Below are 14,205 nucleotides of genomic sequence, written 5' to 3'. Positions count from 1 at the left end.
AACGAGCGTGCTTATGCAAACAACTTCAAAGAAGAAGAGGGTGAGTTTGCGCAGATGGATCTGGCGAGCATTCGCCAGTACCAGCCTCTTGCCGCTTGTTTTGGTGGAGGGTGTGCTGATCACCACTTACTTCATCACCAACCAGTCCATTCGAAGTTCTCAGATCGAGTACCTGCATCAAAGTGCAACACGAGACATTCAGGTGTCGGTTCAGCAGAATGCATTGCTGGTGCAGGGACAACTTGAGCAGATCCACAAGGCGATCGATCTTTATGCCAAATCCACGGAGCATGAACTCACCGAGAAACAGCACCTCGTGGCAGCATCGCTATCATTAAGTGCCGACGGTGTCCGTTACAGCGCAGCAAACGATGGAGCATCCGCCTCGTTTTATTCGAATGTCACTGCGCCGCAAGATCAGGATCTCTACAAGGTATCCCTGCTGGCCAATCAGGATTTCATGATGAAGCAGTTGAAGGACGGGGATCCTCTGATTGCCAGTATCTATTTCAACAGTTGGGACAGCTATAACCGGATTTACCCCTGGTTCAATACGCTCGAGCAATACCCGCATGATATGGACATCACCCAATACAACTTCTACTACCTGGCCGATGCACAGCACAATCCTGATAAAAAAGTAGTCTGGACGGATGTCTACCTGGACCCCGCCGGCCAGGGGTGGATGATGTCTGCCATTGCGCCGGTCTATAAGGGCGACTTTCTCGAGGGTGTCGCCGGAGTTGATGTCACGGTCGACGGCATCTTGAAGCGAATCGAACAGTTGCAGATGCCGTGGGATGGCTACCTGATGCTGGTCAATGACAAGCTCGATGTCATGGCCGTACCCAAGGCGGGCCAACGTGACTTCTCCCTGCGAGTCGAGAACCAGCCCGCCGCAGAGCCTGTTGATCGCGAGCGTCTGCAGTCCCCGGATTTAAATCTTACCCGTCATCCGGACCTCGCCAGCCTCAATCAGAACTTACCGGGCCATCCGGGGGGCATTGTTGCCCTGACGTTGAATGGACGGCCTCATCTGGTCGCCTGGAATGTGATTCCCTCCACCGGGTGGTTCTTGCTGGCGGTGGTGGACGAAGCAGCGGTCATGCAGGAAACCAATCTGCTCGCCAGTCATTACCGCGATGTGGGTTATTTGTTGGTCGCGGGGCTGGTCCTGTTCTACGCCTTGTTCTTTGCCTTCATGTGGTGGCGGACACGTAACCTCAGTCGCCAATTGAGCGCGCCGGTGCAGGGGGTTTCACGAATGATGCGAGAGATTGGCCGGGGTAACTGGCAACCGGCGGAGAGCCCCTCCGATATCTCCGAACTCTGGTCAATGTCCAACCAGGCACTGGGAATGGGCAGGCAGTTGGCCCAGGCCGAGTTTGTTCGCAGTTCCACACAGCAGCGTCTAGAGTTGGTCATGGAGAGTTTTGCCGAAGGGCTCTGGGAGTATTACCCCCAGCGGCAGCGTTTTATTCTCAAGGGCGCCCTGTGCCAGCGTTTCGGCTTTGCCGCCAATGAAGTGCCGATGGCGACACTGCTGGAGAACATACCCATTGAAGACCGGCAGACCTTCATGCGGTTTCTGGAGGAGGCCAGGGGTACTGCCAGCGTGGCGCCGGAAGCGGAGTTCCGGATCCGGGACGTGCATGGCAAGTTGATCTGGATCCTTTGCCGGGGGCGCATGCTGGAACCCTCGCGGCTTGAGGATGCCAGTGTCGTGGTCGTGGCGTGTGTCGACATCACGACGCTCAAGCAGACCCAGTTGGATCTGCGGGAGAAAACCCTGGAGGCAGAGGCCGCCAGTACAGCCAAATCCAAGTTCATCTCCAGCATGAGTCATGAGTTGCGAACGCCATTGAATGCCATTTACGGGTTTGCCCAATTGGGACTCATGCAGCCGCCTGACGACGCATCGCAGCAAACGGCCAACCTGCAGGAAATCATCGAGGCCAGCGAGCACCTCATGCAGTTGATGGACGATCTGCTCGAACTCTCCAGTTTGCAGGCTGAGAGGCCTCTGCTGGATCTCAAACCGGTGCATGTGGCGAGCCTGTTATCCAACTGCGCTGACATGGTTCGCCAGCAGATCGCAGCGCAGGGCCAGACCTTGCACACCACCGCTCCTCTGGATACATGGCATGTCTGGGCGGACAAGCGTCGCCTCAAGCAAGTCCTGATCAATCTGTTATCCAATGCAATCAAATACAACCGACCCGGTGGAGACATTACCCTGGGGGCCATGGTTGTCGAGGGGGGAACCCGGCTGCGTCTTTATGTGACGGATACCGGTGTGGGCATTCCCCCGGCGTTGCAGGACGAGCTGTTCAGGCCCTTCCAGCGCTTGGGTAAAGAGAACTCTTCCATCCAGGGCACGGGTATTGGCTTGGCGCTATGTCGGGACCTGGCACTTCTGATGCACGGCAGCATGGGCTTTGAAAGCCACGTCAATGTGGGGTCGACTTTCTGGATCGACATGTACTCGTCGGCTTTTCCCGCACCCGGGAGGGAGTCCAACCTGTCGACGATAGCGTTGCCACGCGTCCTGTTGGTAAGCAGCAACCCCAAGGATGATGAGGTGGTCCGGGAGGCACTGGCCGGTGATTTCGAGTTGCAATGGGTCAACACGTTGCCCGACGCCAGCGTTGTGCTTGATGCCACGGCAATCAGCGTATTGATCGTTGCCACCGCGGACCGTGTGCCTGTGCTGGAGACTTTTTTCCGCGGTTTACGCACGAGGATCGCAGAAACTGCCCTGTCGATCATCGTGGTGCGTGCTGCCGTCGATCACGCTTCGATTAGCCAACTGGAGTGCCAGGCCATCGTGGCTTCTCCCTTGGAGAGGCAGAGTATTCGCCATCTGGTATTGACGCTCGCCACGAAGAGGGCAGATGCATGTTCGCCAAAGTAAATGCTGAAAGCAGGGTTGTCATTATTGACGATGTGCCCACCAATCTCCGGCTTCTGGATTCATGCTTGCGAGCCGTAGGCCTGCGCAACATCACGACCTTCAGCGACTCGGTGCAAGGACTGGATTGGCTGCTTTCGAACGCCTGGGACCTGGTGTTGCTGGACCTGGATATGCCCGCGCTTGACGGCTTCGAGATCCTTGATCGGCTCAATAAACGAGACCGCACTGAGTCACCGGTCATCATCGTAACGGCTTTGAATGACCAGCAGAGCAGACGAAAAGGGCTGGAAAAGGGTGCCAACGACTTCATCTCCAAACCCATCGACCTGCCTGAAGTGCTGCTCAGAGTACGCAATTGCCTGGAGCTGGCGCAGGCGGCGAAGCAGCTGCGCGACGTCAATGTCGAACTTGAGCGCAAAGTCGAGCTGCGCACCGCCCAACTGGCTTCCAGCTACAAGGCGATCAGCAGCAGTCTGAGTCGAGCGGCCAGCTATCGCGACGATGACACGGGGCATCATATTGTTCGTATTGGCGAGTCCGCTGCGTTGTTGGCCAAGGCTATCGGCATGCCCTCTCAATGGTGCGACCTCATGAAGATGGCGGCCCCGATGCACGATATTGGAAAAATCGGCATTGAAGACGCCATTCTGCAAAAACCTGGCGCGCTGACACCGCAGGAAAGAGAGATCATGCAGGAACATGCCCGTATCGGTTATGAAATCCTGCATGACCCGGAGGGGTCTCCTTTGACGGATTTGGCAGCGGAAATTGCCCTGGCGCATCACGAACGTTGGGACGGCACCGGTTATCCCAAGGGATTGCGAGGTAAGGAGATTCCGTTATCGGCAAGGATTGTGTCGATATGCGATGTGTATGACGCCATAAGAATGCCGCGAGCCTACAAACAGGCTTGGGATGTCGAGCGTGCGAGGCGTTTCATCACCGATCAAGCCGGTACCCAGTTCGATCCTTCCCTGGTGGACGTCTTTTGTAATCTCTTTGACGAAATAGATCGCTTGCGCTTGCCCGATGCGCGAGAGGGCTGATGAGACCCGGGAGATGTCGCCGATGATCCGGGTGCCTGCTTCATCGGCGACAGGTTTCATTGCCCGCTTTTAATCCGGCTCCAGACCCGCGTGCGCAGCCGGTCGTTCTCTAATGGCATGGCCTCCAGCACAAAGAGTTTTTTCATCACGCTGTCAGGCGGGTACACCATCGGGTCGTTGCGGATGGCCTTGTCGACCAGCCCCTCGGCGGCGGTGTTGCCGTTGGCATAGTGCACATGATTGCTGATGCCAGCCATCACCTTGGGGTCCAGCAGGTAGTTGAGAAATTCGTAGCCGGCGCCTTCATTCGGCGCATCGGCGGGCATGGCGACCATGTCGAACCACATTGGTGAGCCTTCCTTGGGGATGGCGTAAGCAATCTGCTGGCCGTTCCCGGCCTCATTGGCGCGCGCTGCGGCCTGCATCACATCGCCGGAAAATCCCACGACCAGACACACGTCACCCGTCGCAAGGTCACTGGTGTACTTGGAGTTGTGGAAGTAACTCACATAGGGGCGCACCTTGAGTAGCAAGGCCTGCGCCTTCTCGTAGTCGGCCTTGTCCTTGCTGTGATGCGGCAGGCCAAGGTAGTTCAAGGCGATGGGAAGGATCTCGGGACCATTGTCGAGCATCGCCACGCCGCATCGGGCGAGTTTCTTCATGTTTTCCGGCTTGAACACGATGTCCCACGAGTCTATCGGTACATCGCCCAGGACCGCCTTGACCTTGGCCACGTTATAGCCGATGCCGGTGCTGCCCCACAGGTAGGGAAAACCGTAGCGGTTGCCGGGGTCATTGGCCTCCAGGACCTTCATCAGCGTCGGGTTGAGGTTGTGCCAGTTCGGGAGTTTGCTGCGGTCCAGCGGTTTGAGTGCGCCGGCCGTGATCTGCCGGGCCATGAAGTGGTTGGACGGAAACACCACGTCATACCCTGAATGGCCGGCCATCAGTTTGGCGTCGAGCACCTCGTTGCTGTCGTACAGGTCATATTGAGTCTGGTGCCCGGTCTGGGTGGTAAAGTTTTGCAGGGTATCTGGAGCGATGTAGCTGCTCCAGTTGTAGATCCTGACGGTGTCTGCTGCCTGAGCGGTAGACGCGATCAACAGTAACGGAACGATCGACTTCAACATGCGAGACCTCAACCTTTGTTCTAGGCGTTATGGATGAAGGCAGTTCAGAAAATCAGCACGTAGCTCTTGCGAACGGTTTCTTGTACATCCCAGATTCCCGTCGTGTTCGCAGGGAACATCAACGCGTCGCCGGCCTGGATATGTAAGGGCTCGCCACCGTCCGGGGTGAAGGTGCAACGCCCCTGAATGAAATGGCAGAACTCCTGTTGCACGATCTGGCGCCGCCAGCGGCCGGGGGTGCATTCCCACACGCCGGCCTCGACGCCGTCGTCGCGTTCGACGCATGCCGTGGCAACCTGTGAAAGCGGCTCGCCCAGCGGTACACCAACAGCGCCAGGCTCACCGAGCGGCAAACGGGCGGTGTCGCGAAAATGATCGATCTTCATGCAAACGGCTCCTTGGACTTCATCAGACGTTCCATGCAACCGGCCAGGCCTTCAGCCATCCGGCGACGCCAGCGTGGCGCATGGAGGTTGGCCAATACCTGATCCTCGTGAACGAAGCTCTGGATAATGGCGTTGTAACCCAGCCAGCGCAGAGGCTCAGGCTCCCATCGTGGCAACGAGGCCAGGGGCCGATCATCCAGCACCCAGGGCTGGCGAGTCAGTTCGTTGTCCTGGCCAAGAATCAACGCCGCCACGGTTCGGCCGCCCAGATTGCTGGCGCCTACACCTTCACCCCCGTAGCCACCCGCCAGCGCGATCCGTTGGCGACGGTCGGCGAGCATGTGCGGGTGAAAGGACCGGGCAACCCCCAGATTGCCGCCCCAGGCATGGGTCAGGCGCACATTGCGCAAGATCGGAAAGAGTTCACTAAACAGGTGTTGCCGCAATGCTCGTTCGGCCTGAGTGAGGTTGAAGTCACTGCGCAGGCGACCGCCAAAGCGATATCCACCGCGGGCGCCAAACACCAGGCGATCGTCTCGGCTGCGCTGACCGTAGGTGACTTGTCGGCTGTTTTCGCTGAACGCCTGGCCACGGGTCAGGCCGATTTCGGCCCATACATCGGCCGGGAGTGGCTCAGTCGCGACGATCAGGCTTTGCGCGGCCAGTTGATGTTTGTTCAACGGGGGCAGGGTGCTGGCATAACCTTCGACCGCCGGCACCACCCAATCGGCGCTCACCCGACCGTGCTCGGTTCGGACCTGGCCTGGCTTCCAGTCGAGCACCGGGCTTTGCTCGTAAATGCGTACACCCATCCGTTCGACGGCTTCGGCCAGCCCCCGTACCAACCGTGCAGGCTGGATGGTCGCGCAGTGAGGTGAGTACAGGGCGCCGTACGCCTGGGCCACATTTAACTGTTCACGCAAAACCTGAGGGCTCAACCAGCGGTAGTCGTCTTCACCCAGGCCTTGCGCACGGACAGCATCGAGCTGTTCGCGCAGGCGCCGTTCTTGCTCGGGATAACGCGCCGCGCAGTACAGCACGCCACCTTTGCGCAGCTCGCAATCGATGCCTTCGAGGCGGCACACTCGCTCCACCTCGTCGGGGATTGCATGCAGCAGTTGGTAGCCCGCGTGACGTTGCGCGGCAGGTAAAGGGCCCAGGAGTCGGTCTTCGCCCAGCAGGTTGCCCATCAACCAGCCACCATTGCGGCCGGAGGCGCCGAAGCCGGCAATCTGTGCTTCAACGATGACGATGTTCAGGTGCGGTGCTTGCTGTTTAAGGTAATAGGCCGCCCAGAGGCCACTGTAACCGGCGCCGATAATCACAACGTCTGCTTGCAGATCCTGATACAACGCCGGGCGCGGCATCAGCGCCTCGCCGAGTTGCTCCATCCACAAACTCACACCACCCCAGCCAGACATCCCATGCTCCATCGGTTGATTGCCGACAGAGATTAATGCGCTGCGACGGGGGCTGTGTTATCTGCGGGCACGCGCGCAATTGGCTTTCAACCACGCCTTGGGTGTGCAGCCGGTATGACTGCGAAAGGCCTTGTAGAACGCCGAGGTGGAATTGAATCCGGCACTCGCCGCAAGGGCATCGATGGGCGCGTTTTCACCGTGATTGACGAGGCGCTCAAGCAGGTAGGTCAACCGGGCTTGGGTCACGTAGCGATAGAAGCTTTGTCCCAGCACTTGATTCAGCAGGTAAGACAGCTGATTGCGACTGTACCCGGTGGCGCTGGCAATCCGTGCAAGGTCCAGATCCGGGTCGAGGAAGGGCTGCTGGCGCGTAAAATAGTCGGCCAAGTCTCGCGCCATGAACGTCAGCTGACGCGCCGAGAGCCCCAGTTTACTGATGGCGGGCGCGTGGCGCCCAGTCTGGGGCTCGCTGTCGCGCACCAGTGAGGCATATTCGTTTATGCGAAGGATCAGGCCATCACATACCGTGATGGCTTCACTGGTGCGAAAAACCACCCGCTCGCCACTGCCTTTGAGCGCTGTCTGGTACTGGATGAATGCGGTACAGCCATCTGCACGGATGCGGTCGTTGTGTTCAAGATACTCGTCGGGATGGCGCGGCAACGTGCTGGTGATGTAAGCGCGCAACTCGGTCAGGCCCATGCTGCGGTTCTGAAAGAAATCGTTGTACTGCACTTGCGGGTGATACAACGCGAGAATCGCCTCCAAGTCACGGCGTTTCCATGCCATGTGGTAACGCAGCACCACTTCCAGGGTCAGCGTTGTCTGTTCGGCGGTATCTGGCGGAAGGAGAGGCATTGGTTGACCGGCGTAGAGACTGGGCTAGCGCCAGTCTAGCCCTGCAGTGGCTCACTGAACAAATACAGCCGCCTCATACCTGAGCCCGCCAACGGTATATCTACTTTCCGAACGTTACTCGCTATGGTGAGCGGATCGTGTGGTGATTTTTGTCATATTTCCCTCACGCCCCCCGCGCACCAGGCAGTCTCGCTGGGCGACTGCCTGGCACGAATACGTCATCTACTTAATCAATGAGCTGCGCTTTCGTTGAAGCGGCGAACAAACTGATCGAACCGTTCATTGACCCCTCCTGCAAAAAGTTGCTGGGTCTGCCCTTGGGCTTCGATGCGCCCTTGGTCAAGGAACAGAATCCGATTAGAAACATCGCGGGCAAAAGCCATCTCGTGCGTGACGATCAGCATTGTTCGACCTTCAGTCGCGAGATCGCGCATGACCTTGAGCACCTCACCCACCAGTTCCGGGTCCAAAGCTGACGTCGGTTCATCGAACAGCAGCACGCGAGGCTTCATCACCAGAGCGCGTGCAATGGCCGCTCGTTGCTGCTGCCCACCCGATAGCTGTGCTGGGTATGCATCGGCTCGATGTGTCAGGCCAACGCGCTCCAGAATCGACAGCGCTTCGTCACGGACCTCAGCCTTTTTTCGCCCTTGGACATGAACAGGGGCTTCCATCAGATTTTCCAGAACGGTCATATGACTCCACAAGCAGAAGTTCTGGAAGACCATGGCGACCTGGGTTCTTAAACGGTCCACTTGTTTGCGGTCAGCAATATGGGCGTCCGAAGCGCCTTGTTTCAGCTTTACGCGCTCTCCAAAAACATCAAGTGATCCTGCGGAGGGAAGCTCCAGCAAATTAAGGCAGCGCAGGAACGTCGACTTACCCGATCCAGAGGCTCCAAGAATCGAAACCACTTCGCCTTCGCGAGCAGTAAAATCGATACCTTTCAACACTTCGATTTCACCATAACTTTTACGCAGCCCCTGAGTCGCGATAGCAGTGGCGCGAGCCGATGACGCGTTAACAGCAACAGACATTAAATGCTCCTTCCCAGCGCTCGGCAGGGTTAATTGCGGCGATAGGCAAGATGTTTATTGAGTCGGCTCTCGATGACCGAAAACGCCAGACTGATGAGGAAGGTCAGCGTCAGATAGAGCGCTCCCGTGACGGAGAACACTTCCATGACGCGGTAGGAGGAGGAGATCAGCTTGTAAGCAATCCCGGTCACCTCTGTCAGAGTGATGATGCTCGCGAGCGATGTGGCTTTGAGCATGAGAATCACCTCACTGCCGTAAACCGCAAGCCCTTGGCGAACCGCGATTGGCCATACGACCCTGCGCCGCAGCAACAGCCCGGACATCCCACAGGACCGGCCAGCTTCGATCTCTCCAAGGGGAACAGCCTGCAATGCCCCACGGATGATCTCTGCTGTATATGCCGAAGTGTTGAGCGCAAGCGCCAAAACCGCACACCAATAGGGTTCACGCAAAAAAGGCCAGAGAAACGACTGACGCAAACCAGGAATCTGACCTAACCCGTAATAGATCAAAAAGATCTGCACTAACAACGGGGTTCCTCGGAATAGTTCGATGTGGGCATTGCCTATCCACCGAAACAGCCGAAAGCTGCTCCCTGCCGCAGCCGCCACCAGGATCGACAACGCAAAGCCCACTGCAAGCGCCATTGCCGAAAGCTGAAGAGTCAGCGGTAAGCCTGTCAGTAACTGCTGAAATACATCCGTTAGAAAATTCCAATCCATCATCAACGACTCCACGGTCTGGCAAGACGTTTTTCCGTGCGGCTCAGCAGTGATCCAGTTAAACGGCCAATGATGAAGAACATCGCAGCTGCCACGCCGTAAAACAGCAACGGTTCACGTGTTGACCCAGCAGCAGTAATTGATTGGCGAAGTAACTCGGTCAGACCAATTACCGATAGCAGAGCGGTCTCCTTCAATACCGACTGCCAGACGTTCCCCAATGCAGGCAATGCGAAACGCAAAGCTTGAGGGGCGATGATTCGGCGCAGCAGCAAGAAGTCGGACATACCACACGACAACCCCGCTTCTATCTGTCCGCGATCAAGTCGAAGAAAACCTGCGCGATAAGCTTCGGTCTGATAAGCGCCGGATACTATTCCCACCGCCAATACGCCGATGGCAAATGCCGGTAGGGAGAAAAAGCCAGGGAACCCACTCATGTTCATGACTTTGGTGAACGCTACGCTGCCGCCAAAATAAAAGAGGTAAACGATGAGGATCTCCGGGATGCCGCGAAAAACTGTCGTATAAAACGTACCCGCAGCACGCAGAATCCTGCTTCTCGAAAGTTTCAATGCGGCACCGATGACCCCTAGCAAACTGCCGAGGGCGAATCCGCTAACAGCAGCCGCTAGGGTGATACTAGCGGCAGTCAGTAATGGCAAACCCCACCCATGGGGGCCGAACCCAATCAATTCAAAAATACTCAGCGTCATTGTTTTTGGCCTTGTAGTTGCGCAGAGGGAGAAGAGGTAAATCGTGTCGTGCTGAAAGGTTCGATCAGCGGGTGGACTGAACCGCTGATCAACGAATGAGCGACGGTTTCACCTACAGCCGGTGCTAATTGGAAACCGTGCCCGCAGAAGCCAAACACGTGCCATAGCCCTTTGTGCGTGGCACTCGGCCCTATGTAGGGGACGCCGTCCGGCGTTGCTCCTTCGAGCCCTGTCCAGGTGCGAAGCACAGGCACACCTGCCAATACAGGAAAGGCCTCAAGCGTCGCGGCGGCGCTGGATGCCATGCGATCCATGACGGTGAAGGACGTCCCGTCGTCCAGGCAGGGCTTGCCAGATATGCCGCCACCGATGACCAATGACCCCACCGCGCTTTGCTTGAATGACAGTGGTCGATCAATGCCTATCACCACGGGTTCGATAAATGGCTTTACCCGAGCAGTCACCATCATGCTGAGCGCCAACACCCTCATGGGAAGCTCGTCCCCCAATGACGCCGCAACTTGCGAACCCCAAGCCCCTGCGCAGTTGATAACCCAATTGGCCTCAATGAGTCCTCGTTCGGTTCGCGCCGCCCAGCGCCCACTGGAACATTGATCGAGCGCCTTGACTGCACATCTCTCATGGATCACCACCCCGGCTGTTTCCGCCGCTCGCCGGAACGCCTGTGAAGCGCTGGCAGGATTGGCATGACCATCACCCCGGGAAATGAGGCCTCCCAATGCGGAGTTGGCTAAGCCAGGAAGCATCTGATGCAGTTCATGAGCGTCTATGAACTCTTCGCTGGTGTAGCCCCGACGCATCATTTTTTGATGCCGGTCACGCACCCATTTCATCTCCGCATCGTCGAGCGCAAGAGCAATCTGGGAAGAGCCGAGTTGCACCTCGCAGGCTAGTGCTTGCTCATGCCCAACGATGCTTCCGAGATCCTTCCACATCTCCATGGCACGAATGGAAAGCGGGTATTCCCGAACATCTCTCATCAAAAGGCGAAGTCCGCCCGCGTTGACACCTGAAGCATGGCGACCCGGTAAGCCCTTATCTATGAGGGTCACTTTCCAACCCGACCGGGCAAGGAACAAACCAATTGAGCACCCTTGCAGTCCACCACCGATGATCAGAACGTCATCTGTTCGCTTATTCATGGGCGTGCACCTCAACTCCGTCGACAGGCTTATCTTCCAAGGAGACGATTTGCGCTAGATCGGGATCCACACCTGTGAGATTTGCCAGTGCGACAAGGGGCAGAGGGCGCAGAGGGGGACGAGCCCTGAAAGGGCTTGGGGAGGCAGTACCGGAATCTTCAGCCAGGAGGCGGGCGACGGTCACTGCGCAACTACGTCCCTGGCATGGTCCCATCCCACAACGCATGATGCCCCGCAGATGGTTCATGTCAGTAGCACCGTTATGAATCGCTGACCGAATATCACCGGCGGTCAACTCTTCACAGCGGCAGACTATCGTGGAGTCTTCAGGAAGTTGCGCGGCGATACCGCGAGGAAAGGCTTTATCAATGAATGGGCGAGCGGAGAGTGTCCGAGCGACGTGAGAAGCCCCTTTAACCAGCTCACTTCTTAGGTTTACTCCAAGAAGCTCGGCCACGATGCAGGAAGCAACCTGTCGTCCATGGGCGATTGCCGCGTCGGCTCCTCCAATGCGTCGAGCGTCACCGGAAATCCAGATGGCACAGGGACGTTCCGTCAGCGAAGGGCCCGCGGCTAACTCTGCTCGACCATCTTCAGTCGTTTTAGGTTTCCAGCTCGTGTCATCGTGTAGCCATTCCATCGCCAGCCCAGCGCAGTGGGCAACGTCGGTCGCGGGTACGATGCCGTCGTGTACCACCAAAAGATCACAAGGCAGTTCAATAGTGCGCCCGGCGACAGACAGGCTGACCGATTCAACTTTGTCACGTCCGTAGGCCTTGAGATCAGATACCCCTGTGCGCATGGTGATACCAGCGAGCTTGAGGCGAGAGAGCCATCCAAACCCTTTGGCGAGAGGAGCCATGGCACTGAGTCTGATCGAGCCAACCGCAGCGAGCTTGTCGCGTATCGTGTCGGTACGACCAATCAAACTAGGTCTGACGCCAAGCCTGCGCAGTTGCTCGGCCAACAGCAAAATGAGTGGGCCAGTTCCGACCAATACCACTCGGCCATCTGGCTGTAACCGCCCAGCCTTGAGCAACGTTTGTACGGCGCCTGCTGTCATTACGCCTGGCAAGGTCCAACCTGGAAACGGCATCGGGCGTTCCATGGCGCCATTGGCTACGATTACTTGTCGCGCCCGCAGATACCCGGCAGAGTTACCGCGTAGCCATCCTACAGTTGCCTCCGCGCGAAGCTCCCACACCGTTGTTTCGGGTCGGTAATCGATGGCAGCTACGGAGCGGAACTCCTCTATCAATGCTTGTCCTGCGAGATAGGTAGGACCCAAGGCATTCAGCAGCTTGTCAGTCGATGGGCGGGCGAGAAGATTGGATTCGAGAGCGCGAAAAATCTGCCCTCCAGGCGTTGGCTGCATGTCGAGCACAATGACCTTCAGGCCAGCTTTAGCGACTCCGATTGCAGCGGACATTCCCGCCGGACCTGAGCCGATAACAATGACATCCGCATCTAGAGCACGAGGGTTGTCTGCTGCTGGAGCACGAGACTCTTGCGATAAATCAGGCATCACACCCCCACTCAATTGATGCCACACCTTGTTGGGTGGTGACTCTCATGCCGTCTTCAACGATCTGGAGACAGGCCTGCCGGTTGCCAATGCCGTTGATCTCGACCAGACAGTCGAAACAGTGACCGATCATGCAATAGGGCAGGCGAGCTGAACCTGTGACAGGGGTGGTGCGAAATGCCGATATCTCAGCCCTCAACAAACACGCCGCAAGCGTTTCGCCTGTGCGAGCGGTGATCGCCTGGTCATTAAAATAAATGGTGATTGTTGCCTCGACGGCACCCACGGGGATAAACATGCCTGTACCTGCCAGGATGAAATTGTGAAATTGCGTTTGATGGGCAAGCGGCTGAAAACCTCTCCCGTTTGCCGAGAGAGGTTTTCTGGATCAGTCTTTTGTCGAGATGTCCGTGCCGAACCATTTCTCGGTCAGCGCTTTGTTGGTGCCGTCGCTGTTGACTGCGGTGATGGCGGCATCAAATGCTTGACGAAGGGCTTCGTCGCCTTGTCGCAGCGCTATGTTGGTCGTCCCTTGGCCCAAGACGCCGCCAGCGAAGGTCGGCCCGGTAGCAACCAATACGCCTTTGTTTACCTCTATGACGGGCTTAAAGGTCGTGACGTTCGCTACGCCGATATCCAGACGGCCATTAGCCAAATCCAACGCGAGTTGTTCAAATGTCGGGTAATCACGAATGTCCAAACCTTTGAAGTACTCTCGTACAAAATTCGACGCAGTCGACCCGGTCTGGACACCGATTACCTTGCCCTTGAGTTTGGCTTTTAGCGCATCAATCGCAGCTTGTGCGCTGGCTGGCGAGTCAGTCAGATCGTAGCTATTGCCCGCATCTGCCAGGCTTTTCAGCTCATTGTCTGAAGTCGTGAGAAAGCCATTAGGTGCTTTGGCGTACGATTTAGAAAACGCGATGACCTTTTTGCGTTCGGCAGTAACGCCCATCGAAGCGATAATCGCGTCATATTTACCAACTGTCAGGCCAGGAATAATTCCGTTCCATTCTTGGCTGACGATGGTGCACTTGACCTTCATTCGTTCGCATAACACGTGGGTCAGCTCGATCTCGTAACCGGTCAGCGAGCCATCGGCATTCGTATAATTCCAAGGAGGGTAGGCGCCCTCTGTTGCAACTTTGATTTCGCTTGGCAAAGCCTGAGCACTGGCTATACCTACAAACATTGGCATTAGCGCCAAAGCGAGCCACGCACGGTTTTTCAACATTTCCATCTCCCTGCTTTATTCAGGTTATTAAAAGGGCAGATAGCGAAAGGATT

General features: G+C 57.0%; 13 protein-coding genes. 2 read left to right on the top strand and 11 right to left on the bottom strand.

Features of this window, described 5'->3' with window-relative positions:
- Positions 1 to 13: 13 nt before the first annotated feature.
- Positions 14 to 2,914, top strand: a complete 2,901-nt coding sequence (locus J4E53_RS02550) for an ATP-binding protein (protein ID WP_103307816.1) — start codon at positions 14 to 16, stop codon at positions 2,912 to 2,914.
- A complete protein-coding gene (locus J4E53_RS02545; protein ID WP_103307815.1) occupies positions 2,899 to 3,960 on the top strand; it encodes an HD-GYP domain-containing protein in 1,062 nt (353 codons plus the stop codon). Before J4E53_RS02550 ends, J4E53_RS02545 begins: the two co-directional genes overlap by 16 nt.
- 56 nt (positions 3,961 to 4,016) lie before the next feature.
- Here the strand turns inward: J4E53_RS02545 and J4E53_RS02540 are convergent, their stop codons facing one another.
- From J4E53_RS02540 to J4E53_RS02490, 11 genes are all read right to left on the bottom strand, one after another.
- Positions 4,017 to 5,090 (bottom strand): polyamine ABC transporter substrate-binding protein, encoded by a 1,074-nt coding sequence (locus J4E53_RS02540; protein WP_103307814.1) that lies wholly within the window; start codon positions 5,088 to 5,090, stop codon positions 4,017 to 4,019.
- A gap of 44 nt (positions 5,091 to 5,134) precedes the next feature.
- Positions 5,135 to 5,476 (bottom strand): cupin domain-containing protein, encoded by a 342-nt coding sequence (locus J4E53_RS02535; RefSeq protein WP_072405124.1) that lies wholly within the window; start codon positions 5,474 to 5,476, stop codon positions 5,135 to 5,137.
- A complete protein-coding gene (locus J4E53_RS02530; RefSeq protein WP_103307813.1) occupies positions 5,473 to 6,897 on the bottom strand; it encodes an FAD-binding oxidoreductase in 1,425 nt (474 codons plus the stop codon). The genes J4E53_RS02535 and J4E53_RS02530 overlap by 4 nt, the downstream gene beginning before the upstream one ends.
- A gap of 57 nt (positions 6,898 to 6,954) precedes the next feature.
- A complete protein-coding gene (locus J4E53_RS02525) occupies positions 6,955 to 7,755 on the bottom strand; it encodes an AraC family transcriptional regulator (RefSeq protein ID WP_103307812.1) in 801 nt (266 codons plus the stop codon).
- 230 nt (positions 7,756 to 7,985) lie between these two features.
- Positions 7,986 to 8,792 (bottom strand): ABC transporter ATP-binding protein, encoded by an 807-nt coding sequence (locus tag J4E53_RS02520; protein ID WP_103307811.1) that lies wholly within the window; start codon positions 8,790 to 8,792, stop codon positions 7,986 to 7,988.
- A gap of 29 nt (positions 8,793 to 8,821) precedes the next feature.
- On the bottom strand, positions 8,822 to 9,517 hold the full coding sequence (locus J4E53_RS02515) for an ABC transporter permease (RefSeq protein ID WP_103307810.1): 696 nt from the start codon (positions 9,515 to 9,517) through the stop codon (positions 8,822 to 8,824).
- Positions 9,517 to 10,230, bottom strand: a complete 714-nt coding sequence (locus J4E53_RS02510; protein WP_103307809.1) for an ABC transporter permease — start codon at positions 10,228 to 10,230, stop codon at positions 9,517 to 9,519. Before J4E53_RS02510 ends, J4E53_RS02515 begins: the two co-directional genes overlap by 1 nt.
- The gene (locus tag J4E53_RS02505) at positions 10,227 to 11,393 is read right to left on the bottom strand and encodes an FAD-binding oxidoreductase (protein WP_103307808.1); all 1,167 of its coding nucleotides are present in this window, start codon (positions 11,391 to 11,393) and stop codon (positions 10,227 to 10,229) included. Before J4E53_RS02505 ends, J4E53_RS02510 begins: the two co-directional genes overlap by 4 nt.
- Positions 11,386 to 12,918 carry an FAD/NAD(P)-binding oxidoreductase gene (locus tag J4E53_RS02500; protein WP_103307807.1) on the bottom strand — a complete coding sequence of 511 codons (1,533 nt, stop codon included), beginning with the start codon at positions 12,916 to 12,918 and terminating at the stop codon, positions 11,386 to 11,388. Before J4E53_RS02500 ends, J4E53_RS02505 begins: the two co-directional genes overlap by 8 nt.
- Complete coding sequence (locus tag J4E53_RS02495; RefSeq protein ID WP_060742918.1) at positions 12,911 to 13,216, bottom strand: (2Fe-2S)-binding protein; 306 nt, start codon at positions 13,214 to 13,216, stop codon at positions 12,911 to 12,913. The genes J4E53_RS02500 and J4E53_RS02495 overlap by 8 nt, the downstream gene beginning before the upstream one ends.
- A 90-nt stretch (positions 13,217 to 13,306) precedes the next feature.
- Entirely contained in the window at positions 13,307 to 14,152 is an 846-nt protein-coding gene (locus tag J4E53_RS02490; RefSeq protein ID WP_060742917.1) for a transporter substrate-binding domain-containing protein, read from the bottom strand.
- Between the last annotated feature and the right edge of the window lie 53 nt (positions 14,153 to 14,205).

The sequence above is a fragment of the Pseudomonas sp. FW305-28 genome (assembly GCF_017351395.1).
Classification (GTDB): Bacteria; Pseudomonadota; Gammaproteobacteria; order Pseudomonadales; family Pseudomonadaceae; genus Aquipseudomonas; species Aquipseudomonas fluorescens_AA.
The sequence above is the reverse complement of the archived record's forward strand: the minus strand, read 5'-3'. Positions and strand labels throughout refer to the sequence as shown.